Source organism: Streptomyces megasporus (genome assembly GCF_000718985.1).
In the GTDB taxonomy this organism is placed as follows: domain Bacteria; phylum Actinomycetota; class Actinomycetes; order Streptomycetales; family Streptomycetaceae; genus Streptomyces; species Streptomyces megasporus.
The window spans coordinates 41939-57672 of sequence record NZ_JODL01000029.1 but is presented as its reverse complement, the minus strand read 5'-3'; the positions used below and the strand labels follow the sequence as shown (position 1 = coordinate 57672).

Annotated in this window: 17 protein-coding genes and 1 pseudogene; 10 read left to right on the top strand and 8 right to left on the bottom strand. The window is 69.9% G+C overall.

Annotated elements, in window-relative coordinates; all coding sequences use genetic code 11:
- Positions 1-265 precede the first annotated feature (265 nt).
- The 4 genes and pseudogenes from IF47_RS0121865 (at position 266) to IF47_RS0121850 (ending at position 3314) form a co-directional block, all read left to right on the top strand.
- Positions 266-688 carry a MerR family transcriptional regulator gene (locus tag IF47_RS0121865; RefSeq protein ID WP_425423632.1) on the top strand — a complete coding sequence of 141 codons (423 nt, stop codon included), beginning with the start codon at positions 266-268 and terminating at the stop codon, positions 686-688.
- A gap of 351 nt (positions 689-1039) precedes the next feature.
- Positions 1040-1138 (top strand): annotated as a pseudogene (locus IF47_RS28080) (cold-shock protein); the annotation flags it as partial.
- A 273-nt stretch (positions 1139-1411) separates the two neighbouring features.
- Positions 1412-2932, top strand: a complete 1521-nt coding sequence (locus tag IF47_RS0121855; protein WP_031510619.1) for a DEAD/DEAH box helicase — start codon at positions 1412-1414, stop codon at positions 2930-2932.
- Between the two features lie 67 nt (positions 2933-2999).
- Positions 3000-3314: an SCO5918 family protein gene (locus tag IF47_RS0121850; protein WP_031510618.1), complete on the top strand. Its 315-nt coding sequence runs from the start codon at positions 3000-3002 to the stop codon at positions 3312-3314.
- Between the two features lie 394 nt (positions 3315-3708).
- Here IF47_RS0121850 and IF47_RS0121845 read toward each other — a convergent pair whose 3' ends face one another.
- Positions 3709-4785 (bottom strand): hypothetical protein, encoded by a 1077-nt coding sequence (locus IF47_RS0121845; RefSeq protein WP_031510617.1) that lies wholly within the window; start codon positions 4783-4785, stop codon positions 3709-3711.
- 144 nt (positions 4786-4929) lie between these two features.
- The gene (locus IF47_RS0121840) at positions 4930-5709 is read right to left on the bottom strand and encodes a helix-turn-helix domain-containing protein (RefSeq protein WP_031510616.1); all 780 of its coding nucleotides are present in this window, start codon (positions 5707-5709) and stop codon (positions 4930-4932) included.
- Positions 5710-6030: 321 nt separating this feature from the next.
- On the opposite strand from IF47_RS0121840, the gene IF47_RS0121835 reads away from it, so the two are divergent.
- Both IF47_RS0121835 and IF47_RS28075 read left to right on the top strand, forming a co-directional pair.
- Positions 6031-6864, top strand: a complete 834-nt coding sequence (locus IF47_RS0121835; RefSeq protein ID WP_031510615.1) for an alpha/beta fold hydrolase — start codon at positions 6031-6033, stop codon at positions 6862-6864.
- Between the two features lie 86 nt (positions 6865-6950).
- Entirely contained in the window at positions 6951-7340 is a 390-nt protein-coding gene (locus IF47_RS28075; RefSeq protein ID WP_037733112.1) for a hypothetical protein, read from the top strand.
- Between the two features lie 31 nt (positions 7341-7371).
- Here the strand turns inward: IF47_RS28075 and IF47_RS0121825 are convergent, their stop codons facing one another.
- Together IF47_RS0121825 and IF47_RS0121820 are read right to left on the bottom strand one after the other, a co-directional pair.
- Entirely contained in the window at positions 7372-9141 is a 1770-nt protein-coding gene (locus tag IF47_RS0121825; RefSeq protein WP_031510613.1) for a pentapeptide repeat-containing protein, read from the bottom strand.
- A gap of 184 nt (positions 9142-9325) precedes the next feature.
- Positions 9326-9952 (bottom strand): hypothetical protein, encoded by a 627-nt coding sequence (locus tag IF47_RS0121820; RefSeq protein WP_157840017.1) that lies wholly within the window; start codon positions 9950-9952, stop codon positions 9326-9328.
- Between the two features lie 77 nt (positions 9953-10029).
- Here IF47_RS0121820 and IF47_RS30840 point away from each other — a divergent pair, with 77 nt between their 5' ends.
- The 4 genes from IF47_RS30840 (at position 10030) to IF47_RS0121805 (ending at position 13761) form a co-directional block, all read left to right on the top strand.
- Positions 10030-10380, top strand: coding sequence for a hypothetical protein (locus IF47_RS30840; protein WP_157840016.1), 351 nt, complete (start codon positions 10030-10032; stop codon positions 10378-10380).
- A 124-nt stretch (positions 10381-10504) separates the two neighbouring features.
- The gene (locus tag IF47_RS0121815; RefSeq protein ID WP_051718075.1) at positions 10505-11392 is read left to right on the top strand and encodes a helix-turn-helix domain-containing protein; all 888 of its coding nucleotides are present in this window, start codon (positions 10505-10507) and stop codon (positions 11390-11392) included.
- Complete coding sequence (locus IF47_RS0121810; protein ID WP_031510609.1) at positions 11389-11595, top strand: DUF397 domain-containing protein; 207 nt, start codon at positions 11389-11391, stop codon at positions 11593-11595. The genes IF47_RS0121815 and IF47_RS0121810 overlap by 4 nt, the downstream gene beginning before the upstream one ends.
- A 276-nt stretch (positions 11596-11871) precedes the next feature.
- Entirely contained in the window at positions 11872-13761 is a 1890-nt protein-coding gene (locus IF47_RS0121805; RefSeq protein ID WP_031510608.1) for a DUF2075 domain-containing protein, read from the top strand.
- 20 nt (positions 13762-13781) lie between these two features.
- Here the strand turns inward: IF47_RS0121805 and IF47_RS31110 are convergent, their stop codons facing one another.
- From IF47_RS31110 to IF47_RS0121785, 4 genes are all read right to left on the bottom strand, one after another.
- A complete protein-coding gene (locus IF47_RS31110) occupies positions 13782-13949 on the bottom strand; it encodes a hypothetical protein (RefSeq protein WP_169745234.1) in 168 nt (55 codons plus the stop codon).
- A 17-nt stretch (positions 13950-13966) separates the two neighbouring features.
- A complete protein-coding gene (locus tag IF47_RS0121795) occupies positions 13967-14275 on the bottom strand; it encodes a DUF6881 domain-containing protein (RefSeq protein WP_031510607.1) in 309 nt (102 codons plus the stop codon).
- Position 14276: 1 nt separating this feature from the next.
- Positions 14277-15125: a hypothetical protein gene (locus IF47_RS0121790; protein ID WP_051718047.1), complete on the bottom strand. Its 849-nt coding sequence runs from the start codon at positions 15123-15125 to the stop codon at positions 14277-14279.
- Between the two features lie 86 nt (positions 15126-15211).
- Positions 15212-15733, bottom strand: a complete 522-nt coding sequence (locus IF47_RS0121785) for an SUKH-3 domain-containing protein (protein WP_051718044.1) — start codon at positions 15731-15733, stop codon at positions 15212-15214.
- Position 15734 lies beyond the last annotated feature (1 nt).

Here is a 15734-nt window from a genome sequence, read left to right as displayed (position 1 = left end):
CGAAGCTACGATTTCGACCGTAGTCAGCAGAGTCCGAAAGCACGCGGCAGAGCAGACACGAACCGCCGCGAGGAGTGCCCGACAGAGAGAACCGACAGAGAGGAGCAGGCGCCATCAGGATCGCCCGGGCGGTCGCCTGAACCGTTCGGGTACCGCAGACCCCGGAAATTGGCAGGTGGTCCTCGGTCACACATCCGCGATCCCCGCTCCCCCGCCCCTCCGGCGGCCGGGCGGACAACAGGAAGCCGGCCCACGACGCCGGCAGATGGTGTTGAAACTCTCGGGGCCCTGGTGCCGTACGGCACCAGGGCCCCTTCGACGCGTCCGACAAGAGGTGCAGGTGCCCCAGAAGAACCGACCGAACGCCACCGACAGGCTCGACGACGACGACTTCCCGGCCTACACCATGGGCCGCGCCGCGGAGATGATCGGCGCCACCCCCGCTTTCCTGCGCGCCATCGGCGAGGCCGGGCTCATCACCCCCCTGCGGTCCGCAGGCGGGCACCGCCGCTACTCCCGCTACCAACTGCGCATCGCCGCACGGGCCCGTGAACTCGTCGACGCCGGCAACCCGATCGAGGCCGCCTGCCGCATCGTGATCCTCGAGGACCAACTCGAGGAGGCCCTGCGGATCAACGAGGAGCTGCGCCGCTCCGGAGCCGGCTCCGACCGGCCCGCCGGCTCCTGACCGAAAAGCCCGGGCGGGACCCACCCGGGCGCGGTGGAGGACCGTCCTCCCCGGGCAGGAGTGCTCCAGCCCGCGGAGGCGAATATCTGCTCTCGCCGGAAGAGGAAAAATCCATCGCCCCGTGAGATCTCCGCGGCGCCGCGACGGAGGCCGAAAAGCTCTCCACCCGCCGTCGCCCTCCCCGTGCTACTGTCGATCTCAGTTGCAGTTGTGGTTCCCAAAGACTTACAAGTGCCCCCACCGGCATCCCGTGCCGTGGGTGCGCTTTCTTGTTTCCGGTGCTTTTTCCGGACGGGGTAATCATCGCGGCGACTCGGGGGCCGCGCAGTGCGGTCCCGGACACTGCCCCGTTCAAAGGGCTTCCGTGAGCTCCACGAGGGCCAGAAGGTGACCTTCGACGTCACCCAGGGCCAGAAGGGCCCGCAGGCGGAGAACATCGTCCCCGCCTGACGCCTGGCGCGTTCGAGAGCCGGGGCCCGCACCCTGTGGTGCGGGCCCCGGCTCTTTCGCCTTTCCCTGCGCGGTCCGTCGGCCCCGCGCCCTTTTCCGGGGCACGGAGCCGCGCGGTAGACCGCCACCGGAGCCCGTGGCGGACGGGGGTCCTTCCCCGACCGTCCGGGTCTCTTCTCCATTCCGTTTTTCCGTCGGCACGTTCCTGCGTTTTCCCGCCGCTCGCTTCAGCCAGGGGAATCCTCGACACGCGCCGTTTCGAGGAGGTTCTGTATGAACCGCGTCACCCGCACGAACGACCGCCGCTCCTTCACCGGCAAAAACGCCTCCGCCGGCTCGGGCAGGGGCGGAGGCTCCCGCTCACGGACTCCCGGCCGCTCGAACGTCGCCGACCGTTCGAACGGTCACGGACGTCGGCCCGCCGCACCCCAAGGCGAGTTCGCGCCGCCGAAGACGATCACGCCCGCCCTGCCGGCGGTCGCGTCGTTCGCCGAACTGGACATGCCCGCCGCGCTGCTGAGGACGCTCACCGGCCTGGGCATGAACGAGCCGTTCCCCATCCAGGCGGCGACCCTGCCGAACTCCCTGGCCGGCCGGGACGTGCTCGGCCGGGGCCGCACCGGGTCGGGCAAGACCCTCGCCTTCGGCCTCGCCGTTCTGGCCCGTACCGCGGGGCGGCGCGCCGAGCCACGCCGGCCCCTCGCCCTCGTCCTCGTCCCCACTCGTGAGCTCGCCCAGCAGGTCACCGACGCGCTCACGCCGTACGCCCGCTCGGTGAGCCTGCGGCTGGCCACCGTCGTCGGCGGGATGTCCATCGGCCGGCAGGCCGGTGCGCTGCGCGCCGGGGCGGAGGTGGTCGTCGCGACCCCGGGACGGCTCAAGGACCTCATCGACCGGGGCGACTGCCGACTGGACCAGGTCACCGCCACCGTGCTGGACGAGGCCGACCAGATGACCGACATGGGCTTCATGCCCCAGGTGACCGCCCTGCTCGACCAGGTGCGCCCCGACGGGCAGCGGATGCTCTTCTCGGCCACCCTGGACCGCAACGTCGACCGGCTGGTCCGCCGCTACCTGAGCGACCCGGTGGTCCACTCCGTCGACCCGTCGGCCGGTGCGGTCACCACGATGGAGCACCACCTGCTCCACGTCCACGAGGCGGACAAGCACCGGACGACCACCGAGATCGCCGCGCGAGACGGCCGGGTGATCATGTTCCTGGACACCAAGCACGCGGTGGACCGGCTCACCCGGCACCTGTTGAACAGCGGTGTCCGTGCCGCGGCCCTGCACGGCGGCAAGTCCCAGCCGCAGCGGACCCGGACCCTGACCCAGTTCAAGAGCGGGCACGTGACGGTCCTGGTGGCCACCAACGTCGCCGCCCGGGGCATCCACGTCACCGGCCTCGACCTGGTCGTCAACGTCGACCCGCCCGCCGACCACAAGGACTACCTCCACCGCGGCGGCCGTACCGCCCGCGCCGGCGAGTCCGGCAGCGTCGTCACCCTGGTCACCCCAGACCAGCGCCGCGGCATGCGCCGACTGATGGCTTCGGCCGGAATCACCCCGCGGACCACCCAGGTGAGCCCGGGCGAGGCGGAACTGAGCCGCATCACCGGCGCCCAGGCCCCTTCCGGCGTTCCGGTGGTCATCGCCGCGCCGGCCGCGGACCGTCCCCGCCGCGGGTCCTCCTCACCCCGGGGCCGCCGGGGCCGCGCGGGCCAGGGCCGTCCCGCCGGCGAAGCGTCGCGCCGCACGGCGCAGCGGCGGCGCGCCTTCGACTCGGCCGCCTAGAACCACCGTGAAACACCCGACTCGCCTCGCCCCCGTCAGCCCGCTCTCCTTCCCCCTGTGAGGCATCATGCGCTGCGTCATCGCCCGGTACCCGTTCGACCTGAGCAAGAGCGGGGTGTTGGCCTCGATGAAGGGCGTCAAACCCGAGCTCATCACGGGTGAGTCCGTCACCATCGGCCGCCGCCGCTACCCCGTCAAACAAGTGGGCCACGTCATCACCGGACAGGACCGCCGTGACTTCACCGGCGCCGAGGTCACCCGGGCCATGACCCGTCTCGGCTTCACCTGCCACGCCGCCCCCGAGGCCGCGCCCCCGAGCGCCCCCACCGCGCTCCAGACCGCGTCGGCACTGCTCGGCGGCACCGGCTCCGTGGAGGGCTGAGGCCAGGCGGAGACCGCCAACAGGACGGCTGTGAGGGTCCTGCCCGTGCCGGCAGGACCCTCACAGCCACATCCGTCCGCAGGAAGAAGAGCGTGCTGGGGACGGCCACGCGGAGACCGGCACCGATCGGATGTCGGGCCGCCCGCTTCCGGATTCGAGTCGGTCGCCGCTGCCCACCCATGGCCCGGTCCAGGGCCCGGAACGCCTCGCTCGGAGATCGCCGCCGGTTCGCCACCGTGATCGGGAACCGACACCGTTTCCCGTGAGCGCCCAAGCGTCCACGGTTCTCAAGGTCGGCGACCGCTGCCCGGACACGGCGGACACAGCGGACAGGCGCCGCTGCCCGAAACCTCCGTCACCGGCCACGGGAGGGTGTGTGGCAAGCCCCGGAAGCTCACTGGATCAGATCGGTGTGCGGGTGCTCGGGGGAGGTCGGGCAGACGTAGAGCTGCATGTTGTCGGTGCTGCCCACTTCCACCTTCGTCGGCTGCGCGGGGGACTGGCCGGCGCGATGGCCGGCGGCGTAGGCGGCGGCTTGGTCTTCGTACGGCGCCCAACCGCGTCGCTCGCCACCGTCCCATTCGAAGGAGGCGATGGTCAGCAGCGGGACCATCAGCGCCTCGCACACACCGCAGTACCGCGGGGAGGGGTCGGTGCGGTCCCAGGGCGGCCAACCGCCGACCTTCCAGCCGGGAGCGTCGGCCAGGTTGCCGTCGTAGAACTCCTCCGGATATTCCGCATACGCGCTGTCCACGCCCACGTCGGCCGCCTGCCAGCGACTCCAGTCGTTCACCGCCTGCCGCATCTCCGGGCTCAGATCGAGACTGCGGGGGTACTCGGTGACGGTTTCCGGTGCCAGTAGACACGGCTCCGGCACATAGCCTTCCCAGTCCGCCTCGAACGGTTCCGGCGGAGTGGCGAGGATGTCGACGACCTCGGCGGCGGACCGCCAGAACAGCGCGGTCGCGGGCTTGTAGTGCGGATAGTGGTCGTAGGGACACCAGAGGACCTGGAGCAGATCGGCCTGTCCGGGTGGCCGCAACAGGGGCACGTCACGCAGATACAACTGGGCCACGGGCAACAAGGGGACCGGGCGGTCCGCGGGCCACGGCGGGCCGGCGTCGAGTCGCTCCCCGCGTGCTTCGGCGTTCCGTTCCCTGAGCGCTTCTTCCTCGGGCGTGAACTCGGGACCACGAGGGTCCTGGTGCAGCCGGGCCCGCCTGCGCCTGTCGAGCCGCACTTCCGCCGGCGACCGGCGGAATCCACTGTCACGGTGCAGGTGCGAGTCCTCGCAGTGCGGCCACGGTTCCTCGGCCGGCCACAGCAACGGCCCCCCGACCGAGCTGTCCCGGACCGAAGGCGATCCCGGGCGGGGATGCAGCCGGATCGCGGGACGCGCCAACGGAGCCAGCTCGGGAAAGACCGCGGTCACATCGACAGGCCGCGGCGGAGTGGTGCGTACGAAGACCATGCCGGTGATCCTGTCACCGGCCACCGACAGCCCCTGCCGCCTCGACCGGTGTCGGCGCTCGACCGGCCGCACCACCCACCGACCCGGCCACGGTGACAACAGGTCTGCCCACGAGCCGGAGGCGACCGCCGGGGCGCGGGGACGTCAGGCGGCGGTGATCGTCACGCCCTGGGACAGCAGCCGGCTGGGCCGGAAGCCGAACATGGCGTGGAAGGAGCTGCTGAAGTGGGAGGGGCCGGCGAAGCCCGCTTCCACGGCCGCCGTGCTCAGGTCCGGCCGGGTGTCCAGCAGGGCGGCCACCCGCAGCATCCGCGCCCACAGCCGGTAGCGGCGGAACGTCGTCCCCGTCTGCTCCCGGAACAGCCGGAGGAACGCCGACACCGACAGCCCGGCCTCCGCGGCCAGTTCCGCCGCCGGAAGCCGCTGCCCGGCGTCCTCCGTCATCCGGCGGGTGACCTTCCGGATGCGGGGGTCCGGGGCGTGGGCGCGGTCGTCGGGGCCGGCGAGGTCCAGCCAGCGCCGGGCGGTCGCGGCCGGGGTGCCGCCGTCCATGGTGGCGGCCAGCCGCGCGAGCCGGTGTCCGTGCCTGTGTGCCAGGGCGAGTTCGGGGCTTCCGCCCGCCGTCATCAGGCGGCAGGCCCGCTCCCGAGCCGAGGCGGGGTCCAGGTAGCAGAACGCCATCCGTTCACCGTGGGTGGTGATGCGGTGCCGTACCCGGGCCGCGACCAGTGCGGTGCGGGCGGTGTGACGGGTGCCGTCCTCCAGGTGGACGGTGAACTCCGCGTCGACGCCCACCGCCAGGCAGCTCACCGTCCCCGCGTGGACGTCCAGCTCCAGGGACGGGCCGACGTACAGCGCCTGGCCGGGCCATAACCACAGCGCGGGCCGGTCGCGGCACGTTTTCGAAAGCGGCGCCGATGACATGCGGGCATGCTAGTGCTGCGACCGTACAGGTCCGCCGGGGTGGTGGTCGGAGCGGTTGGGTGGGTGGTGACGTCCGTTCCGTCTGCCGGAGGCGTGGTGGCCGAGCCTGTGCGGGTGGGCAAACCGACCGATCAGGAAGGGCGCGAGCTTCAGCGGATCGTGCGCCGGGGAAGTACCAACTCGTGCGCCGCCGGCGGGCGATGACGCTGCCGACGCCCCACTGCCGCATCCACGGTGCCGCCCGCTTCCACCGGACGCGGAAAGAACAAGGCCGAACCGTGCCTCATCCCCCACGGACGCAACCGAGAGGAACAGCCCCCCGTGAGTACATGGCAACTGTCCGAGACGTTCCGCAGCACATCGGGCGACGTCCGCTGGGGCAGCCTCGGCCACCCCGGCCAGGATCCGGTCGTGCTCCTGCACGGCACGCCCTTCTCCTCCTATGTCTGGCGTGCCGTCGCACGCGCGCTCGCCCGCCATCACCAGGTGTTCGTGTGGGACATGCCCGGTTACGGGGCCTCGGAGAAGTTCGCCGGCCAGGATGTCTCCCTGGCCGCCCAGGGCAGGGTCTTCACCGAGTTGCTGGCGCACTGGGGCCTTGAGGAACCATTGGTGGTCGCCCACGACTTCGGTGGTGCCGTCTCCTTGCGGGCGCACCTGCTGCACGGAGCTCGCTACCGAGCACTCGCGCTGGTCGACGCGGTCGCGTTGGCCCCGTGGGGCACCTCGTTCTTCCGACTCGTCGGCGAGCACTCCGAGGTCTTCGAACAACTGCCGCCCGCGCTGCACCACGCTCTGGTGCGCGAGTACACAAGCTCGGCCAGCAGTACCGGCCTGCAACCTGCCGTCCTCGACCGGCTCGTCCAGCCCTGGCTCGGTGACCTCGGTCAAGCGGCCTTCTACCGGCAGATCGCCCAGGCCGATCAGCTCCACACCGACGAAGTGCAGGACAAGTACGGCGAGATCGGCTTCCCGACGTTGGTGTGCTGGGGCCAGGACGACACCTGGCTCCCCCCGGAGAAAGGACGGGAACTCGCCGCCCGCATCCCGGGCGCGCGATTCGAACCGATTGCCGGTGCGGGCCATCTCGTCCAGGAGGACGCACCTGCCGAACTCACATCCGCTCTGATGGCCTTCCTCCAGCGCCCGCTCTGACGCCCGACACAAGCCGGTGGACCTTCCCGGTCACCGCACCGGTCGGTGCTCCGGCCGCCCCTCCTCGGCCCTCCGGAAGGATCTCCATGTGGCTCGACCGTGCCGCGACCGCCCTGCTCCTCCTCGTCGGGGCGGTGAACCTCCTCCCCGGCCTCGTCGCGTTCGCGCCGTCCCGGATCGCGACGGCGTACGGGGTGCGGGTCGACGGACCCGGCTCCGCCGACCTGACGGTCCTCCTCCGCCACCGGGCCGTCCTGCTGGGGCTCGTCGGTCTCGCCCTGCTCTGCGCGGCGTTCGTCCCGTCGCTGCGTGCCGTCGCCGTCACGGCCGGGGCGGTCAGCATGGGGTCGTTCCTGCTGTTCGCGTACTCCACGCCGGGTCTGGGCGGCGCGACGATGCGCGTGGCGCGGATCGACGTGGCGGCGCTCGCGCTGCTGGCCGTCGCCGCCGTCCTCACCTGGCGGGAGGGCTCCTGAGCCGCCCCCGGCCGGGCGCCGGTTCCGGCGGTCAGCGTTTGACGCGGCTGCGGACGGCCAGGACGGCGAGGCCGAGCAGGACGGGTTCGGCGAGACGGGAGGCCATCTCGGTGTAGGTGCCGGCGGTGGTCAACTCCTGGCCGGAGGAGCGGAACACCACCGAGTTGATCACCACCCGCAGGGACTTCTCGAACCGCTCGGTGGTGACGCGCTCGGGCCAGGGCCCGGTGGGGTTGACCGGGGCGGGGGTGTCGGTGGTGAGGGTGATGCGGTGGCCGGTGAGGGTGCCGGTGCCGGCCGGTTTCGGATCGTCCTGCGGCAGCCCCCACAACATCATCACCAGGACGGTGACGGCCATCGCGCCCAGCAGCCAGCCCAGCGCGCGGGAGGCCCGCAGCCCGTAGCCGGAGACCGCCCAGTACGCGGTGAGCAGGAAGCGTTCGGCGCGGGGGGTGCCGGCGCGGTCGTGGCGGCGCATCTCCATCTCGCCGTAGTAGAAGTCGGCCGCTCCCGGCTCGTTCTTGCCGTCCTCGAACGCCTTGCGCAGCGCCCGGTACACCGGGGCCAACACGACCGGCTCCAGCACCTCCTCCCCCTCCGGCGCGGGCGTCCAGCCGTCCGCTCCGATGTCGCGGGCGGCGCGCCAGTGGTGTTCTTCGGCCAGCGTCTGGCGCGGGGTCCAGCGCACCGGCCATATACCGCGCCGACGCAGCCCGGCAGGGACTGCGGCAAGACGGCAGTGCCCCTCCAGCCGCAGTTGGTCGAGGTGGATGGTCCCGGCGAACCGACACCCGGTGAGGTCGATGTCGGTGAGCACCAAGTGGGCCGCATCCACGCCTCGCAGCGACACCGCCCGCACCCGAGGGCCGGTCAGCCCGGACTCGGCCAGTTCCTCGCCGTTCACGATGAAAGGCCGGGCGTGGGCGGAGACGCTGACCGGGTACTCCATGACCGCGTCTGTGAGATCCACCTCGGCATGCCTCAACCGCAGCGCGGCGGTGGAGGCCCATCGTGTCCGGCGGCAGCGCACGGCCGCCGCTGCCGCCTCGATGGTCACGGCCCGCTCGAACACCGCCTCCGACAGATCCAACATCCCGGTGCACACCAGCGGTCCCACCATGGCTGCGTGTTCGAGCACCGCCCCGTGGAACAAGACGTCGCCGTTGACCTCTGCTCCATCGAACCCGACATCGCCACCGATCTCCGCGTCACGGAACCAGATGCCGTTACCAGCCCGCACCTTGCTGAACTCGATGTTGCCGTTGATCTTTGCTCTGTCGAACCCGGCATTGCCATCAACCCGTGCTTCGATGAACCAGGCGTTGCCGTTGATCTCTACTCCATCGAACCCGACATCGCCACCGATCTCCACTTCGACAAACCAGGCGTCGCCACTGATCTTCGCTTTGCCGAACCAGGCGTCGTCGCCGATTTCCGTTCCGACAAACCAGGCGTCGCCACTGATCTGCACCTTGTCGAAATCGACGCTGCCATCGAACTTTGCCACGCTGAACCGGGCGGTGCCGAGGCGGGGGTGTCCGGTGGTGGGGTCGCGTAGGGCGTCGAGTAACCGGTCCAGTAGATCTTCGGTGAAGTGGGTGCCGCTGTGGTTGATGTCGTCGCCGGGGGAGAGGGTGGCCAGGTAGGCGGCGAGGTCGGTCTCGTTCAGGTGGGCCAGGCAGGCGGTGTGGCCGGGGACGTGGATACCACGGCAGCCGACCGGGTCCTCTGCGGTGGCACCGTGGCCGCAGTGCGGCCAGTTCGGCGGGTCCGGGGGCGGTTCGGGGCTCGGGGTTGCCATACCCGGAGGACGATCGAGCGTGGTCGGATAGTTGCCCGCCCCGCTCCCGAGGCCGAGACACGGCGCGTCCCGGCTTCGCCGGAAGCGGTGAAGCCAGGACGCCGGGGGCCTGGAAGCGCGGACGTGGAGGGCGGTCTCCCCAGGGGATTCGCCCCGTGGTGGTGCCGCGCGGTGGCGGTGGTCGTCACATCAGGAGGTAGATGAGCCCCAACCCGATCGCTCCGCCCAGAACCATGCCACCGAGGAAGGCCGCCACGACCTTCCGTTCCGGGCCGGTGGTCATGCGTTCCACTTCTTCGCGGGCCTGGTCGTAGGCCTTGGTGCGGGTGGAGTCCGAGGAGTGTTCCCACTGTCGGATCCGTTCCGCGGTGTTCTGCAGGGTCTCCAGGGAGAGGGGGCCGTTGAGGTCCTGCTCGATGCGGCGTCGCAGCATCTCGCCTTCGACCAGGCCGTGGCGCAGCGTGGTGATGGTGCGGGGCACCGAGCCTTCCCCCGGCATTCCGATGGGAACCCCGATCCCCATCTGCCAGGAAGGTTCCTGAATGGTGTAGTGGGGGTGTCCCGGCCACCAGGGCGGGCACAGGTCCGGCATCAGCATCGCCTTGAACTGCGGCCACATCGAAGCCGCCAGGCGAATGGTGTCGTCCTCGGAGATGTCCTGGAAGCGCGATTCCAGGATCTGCTTGGTCCAGGCGATGTTCGGGTCGAGGGCGGCGAAGTGCTCGATGTCCTCCAGCCAGCGCTGGAACGCCTGTTGCGCGTCCAACTGGAGAGAAACACCGTTCCGCAGCCGATTTTCCTGGGTGGTCACACTCACTGCCGAACCCCCTGCAGTGTGGGAACTCCTGCTGTCTTCCCGGAGGGTTGGAATTCCGAGGAGACGCGTGTATGCGCGAGGTGACTGCCGGGCATGCCGTCGCAGCGCTGTTCACCATGCTGGCACGGGCACTCTCCGACCGCATCCCGAGACCGCTGTGGCCGACGGTGACCGATCGGCCACCCGGAGGGAATGGCCTACCGATTCCGGCGTCGGGATTTCCAAGGCGGGTTGACGCCGGTCGGAGTGCGGAGAAGGGCGGGCCGTCGCCGTCGTGTACCGCGCTGTACCAGCCGGAACATTCGAACCAGGAATCAGGTGTTTTTTACGACCCCTTAGAGGTTCGAATTGAAGCGGAATATCCGGTTCGAGTGATTTCCTGGTTTGTGCGTCGTGAAATGGCGATTCCGCGCCTAACGTGATCGGCAACGGCGTTCGTGCGGAGGGCGGTTGTACGAGTGCGGGCCGATTCTGTGCGGCTTGTGCGGCGTGACGTGCCGAGAGCGGGCGCTGTTGGACACGAGCACGAACGGAGGGAAGGGGCACATGACTGTGGACAGTGAGTACACGGCCCGCAAGGACCACACGACGGACGGCGCGGACGACGCGTCCTGGGAGGCCGACTGGGACGACGAGTACGGCCCGGTGGTGCGGGCCGCCGGCCGTCAGCTCAAGCTGTGGCGGGAAGCGGCCAACCTGACGCAGGCGGAGTTGGGCGAGGCCATCGGGTACAGCATGGCCATGGTCTCGGCCGTGGAGCGGGCCAAGCGTCTGCCACACCCGGAGTTTCTGGCCAAGGCGGACGAGTTCCTGGGCGCGGGCGGCAAGCTCGCCGCGCTGCGCAAGGACATGGAGGAGGCCCGCTACCCGAAGAAGGTCCGGGATCTGGCCAAGCTGGAGGCCGAGGCCGTCGAGTTGGGCGCGTACGGCAGCCACAACATCCATGGCTTGTTGCAGACGGAGGAGTATGCGAGGGCGCTGTTCGACATGCGGAGGCCCGCTTATTCCAAGGACGACCTCGAGCGGCACGTGGCGGCTCGTCTGGCTCGACAAGGGATCTTCGAGCGGACGCCTACTCCCACACTGACTTTTGTCCTGGACGAGGCAACGCTCCGACGCCCGCTCGGGGGCAGAATGGTCCTGCGCCGCCAGCTCGAACACCTGCTTGAGATCGGACAGTTGAGGCATGTCGAGATCCAAGTGATGCCGCTGAACCGTGAGGACCATGCCGGGATGGGAGGTCAACTCCAAGTGCTGAAGCTCAGGGACGGGGCAACGGTGGGGTACTCCGAGGCGCAGCTCATCACCCACCTGGTCTCCGATCCCAAAGAGGTGCAGGTGCTTGAGCTGAGGTATGGCATCATCCGCGCCCAGGCTCTCAGCCCACGGGAGTCGTTGGCCTTCATCGAGAAACTGCTGGGAGAGATCACATGACGCTCACGCCCTCTGCCGGAGACGGCTCCGCGCTGAACTGGGTCAAGAGCAGCTACAGCGGCAGCGACAACAACGACTGCGTCGAGGTCGCGACCACCCCTGGCACCATCCACGTCCGCGACTCCAAGAACGTCCAGGGTCCGCAGCTCGCCTTCGCACCGGGCGCGTGGGCTGACTTCCTGTCGCACGCGGCACGTCGCTGACGCCAACCGCCCGCGCCCCGTGCCCGACCCCCACCGGACACGGGGCGCGTCGCTGTGCGGGCGATCAGAAAAGCCCGCCAGAGTAGGCGGACAGCCCATCCTGGCACTCTTCAACCGGCTTTGAAGTCAAGGGAGAACCCCCCGCCATGCCCACCGCACGGGTACGCTTGATCGCATCGTCATAGCGGCCCGACGGGCTTCCGTTCCACCTCCGGTGGAGTCTCGAAGGACATGCCCCCACCCGCACGAGTTCTTCGTGTTGCCTGGGGGATTTCCTTGTTGTTCCGCGCGTCCGCCGGGACGGTTGCCGTCATGGCCCTTGACGGTTCACTCTTCTTGCATCTGACCGAGCAATTCGTCCACACACACGGCCATCGTCCCAGTTTCTCCGAGGCGCGTTCCTGGGAGCGGAGCATCCCTGTCCTGGCCTCGGCACTCAACGACGCGGGCCTTGGTGATGTGGAGGTCATGCTCGAGTACGCGCTGCCACTGAACAGCAAGCGTGCCGACGCCGTGCTCGCCGGAGTGCACCCGGTCACCGGAGAGCCGTCATACGTCGTGGTCGAGTTGAAGCAGTGGGGACAGGCCACACCGGACGAGGACGACCCGATGCTGTGCCATATCGACGCGTATACCCGTCCCGTCCTCAATCCCATCGAGCAGGTCCGCCGCTACTGCGACTACCTCGCCAACTTCAACGGGGCCATCGCCGATCATCCGGAGCGCCTCAGCGGTGTCGCCTATCTCCACAACGCCACCGAGTTCGGCGTGAGCGGTCTGCGCGAGGTCGAGACCGACGACCGCGGTCAGCTCTACACCGCCGAACGCAGGGGGGAGTTCATCGACTACCTCCGCGCCAAGCTGAGTGAGAAGCATTCCGGTGCCCATGCGGCCGACGAACTCTCCTCGGGCAGGAAAGTCCCCTCCAAGCAATTGATGTCCGTCGCCGCTCAAGAGGTACGCGAACGTGAGCAGTTCGTCCTCCTCGACGAGCAGCAGGTCGCTTACCGCATGGTGCTCAACGCTGTCCACAGGTCCAAGCAGTCCGACCACAAGGAGGTCGTGGTCGTCACCGGCGGACCCGGCACCGGCAAGAGCGTCATCGCACTCTCTTTGCTCGGTGAGCTGTACCGGCAGGGCATCCCGGCCCTGCACGCCACCGGCTCCCAGTCGTTCACCAAGACCATGCGCAAGGTCGCGGGCGCCCGCAAGCGCGAGGTACAGGATCTGTTCAAGTACTTCAACAGCTTCACAACGGCCGAGAAGAACTCCCTTGACGTCCTGATTTGCGACGAGGCGCACCGCATCCGCGAGACCTCCGCCAATCGCTACACCCCGGCCGCCCAGCGCACCGGCAAGCCGCAGATCGAGGAACTCATCGACGTCGCCCGCGTACCCGTCTTCCTCCTGGACGAGCATCAGGTCGTGCGGCCCGGCGAGATGGGCACGGTGGCCGAGATCAAGGCGGCTGCCGCCTCGAAGGGCCTCGCCTGCCGTGTGGTGCCGCTGGACAGCCAGTTCCGCTGCGGCGGCAGCGATGCCTACCTGCGATGGGTGGTACGGCTCCTCGGGTTGGAGCCTGGAGGACCGGTGATGTGGGAACCCGATGGACGGATGCGGCTCCTGGTCGCCGACAGCCCCGAGGAGATGGAGGCGTTCCTGGAGAGCCGCCGTGCCCAGGGCTACGGTGCTCGTATCTCCGCCGGCTACTGCTGGAAGTGGTCGCCGGAACCGAAGCCGGGCGATCCGCTCCCGGCGGATGTGGTGATCGGCAACTGGGCCCGTCCCTGGAACCTGCGGGGCGACCGCTCCGTCTCCGGCGCACCCCCGTCCGCCCTGTGGGCCACCGATCCGGCCGGTTTCGGCCAGGTCGGCTGCGTCTACACCGCGCAGGGCTTTGAGTACGACTGGTCGGGTGTCATCATCGGACCAGACCTGGTCTGGCGGGGCGATGGGTGGGTTACGGACCGTACGGCGTCGAAGGACCCGGTGTTCAAGAAGTCCACGCCGGACGCCGATGTGGACCGCCTGATCCGCAACACCTACAAGGTGCTGCTGACCCGGGGCATGGTCGGGACGGTGATCTACTCGACGGACCCGGAGACGCGGGAGAAGCTGCGGGAGTTGGTCGGGGCGGAGCGGGCGGTGGCCACCGCGTTCGTCTGACAGCACACCGTCCGGCGCTGTCAGACGCCTCGCTCGACAGTGTCGGATGCCGCGCCGCCGGACTCGTCGGGCTTGCTGGACCACAGCTCCGCGCGGAACAGCCGCAGACACATCTGCACCAGACGGTGGCCCAGGTGAAGCAGCACCACGTCCGTGCGGTCCCGGGCGTCCGACTCCTCAAACGCCACCGGGCGTTCAGCGCCGGTCAGCAGGTGGCGCAGGCTCTCGTTGCGGGCGTGGGCGGCGCGGCCCGCCGCCAGACGTCCTCGAACGCGCGGCGGTCGATCACACGGGCGGAGAACTCCTCCTGGGCCGCCACCTCGCCGATGTCGCCGAACGGGATCTCGGCGAGGAAGACGTCACCCGACTCGTGCTCGGCGTCCGCCCGCAGCAGACGCCCGTCCCGGTAGCCCTGCACCCTCCGCGTCTCCCACCGGTCGGGGCCGATCTCGCTGTAGAGGACCACGGGCTCCTCGGCGAAGCCGTGATGCCACTCGACCTTCCAGTACTCCACCTCACGCTCCTCCACGCTTCCGCACGCTCCCGACGGCGCGGCCCTGGTCCTCGACGGGACACCAGCTCTCGCTGCCGCCGTCCCACTCCTTGCTGTCGACGGTCAGCAGGAGCTCCATCGGCCGCCCGCACGAGGAGCAGTCCATGGGGGCGGGGTCGGTCAGGTGCCACGAGGCGAAACCGCCGACCTTCCAGCCCGGCGCGATGGAGAGGGCCACCTGGTAGAGGTCCATGTCGTCACAGCCCTCCCACTCCTCGATGCGCTCCTGGAGATTCTCGGGGAGCAGGCCGCGGAACTCGTGCTCCACCACCTGTTCGGGATGGAGCACACAGGGCTCGGGCAGATAGCCCCGGTAGCCGACGATCTCCGGCTCCGGCGGCTCGGCCGGCGGGCCGGGGACGTCCGAGGCCGCGCGCCACCGCAGGTGGACGCCCACGGTGCCCGACTCCCGGTGCCCGTCGTACGGGCACCACAGGAGTTGGAGGAGGTCGCAGCCCTCCGGCACCTTCAGGTCCGGGACGTCCCGGCGGAACAGTTGGGCGACGGGCAGCAGGGGAGTGGGGGCGGTCTCCCCCAGCCAGGGGGCGTGCTCGCCTGGCTCCAGACCGTCGAGGATCTCCCGCTCCGCCTCGGTGGGACCCGGCCGCTCGCCGTGATCGCGCCGGTGGCGCTCCCGGCACACCGGCCACGGCTCGTCCGCCGGCCACAGGAAGGGCCCGCCCACCGAGCTGTGGTGCGCGGTGGGCGTGCCGGGGCGCGGGTGGAGGCGTGTGGCGGTGCGTCGGTGGCGGGACAGTTCGGGGAACAACGCCTCGACGTCCACCGGGCGTCCGGGCGTGGTGCGCGGCATGGTGCGAGGGCTCCTCGTGTGGTGGGGGAGACAGGGTCAGGGGAAGGCGGCGTCCGGTCCGTGGCCGTCGAAGATCGCGAGGCGGGTCATGACGCGCCTCCGCCCGCCGGGGTGTCGAAAGCCTCCGGGGCGCGGTGGTCCTGGTGGTCCTCCACCGGAGCCTGGTCGCCGGTCATCAGACTCGACAGTGCCCGCGTCTCACCGGCGCCCAGGAACGACGGGCCGGTGTGGTGGAGGTAGAAGAACCGACCGAGGCCGTCGGCGAGCACCAGACCGTTCTCGACGGTCTCGTAACCCACGGGGAACAGGTCCCGCCCGAGGTACTCGGCCAGATCCGCGATCCGCTCGGCGTCGCCCTCGTAACCCACCGCGGGGTTGGCGACGAACCTCCTCTCCGGAGCCAGGGGGAGGGGGAATTCGAGGGGCGCGAACGACCGCAGGAAACGGATGGCCCGGTCGGACGGCCGCAGCGGGAATCCCTGGCGCGCCGAATCCTCCACCCGCCACCGGACGAGACGGTCCGCCTCGGCCGTCTCGTCCCGACCGGGGAACCAACCGCCCGCACGCAGCAGGCCGTCGATCGTCCGCCGGGGAAGCGGAGGTCTCACG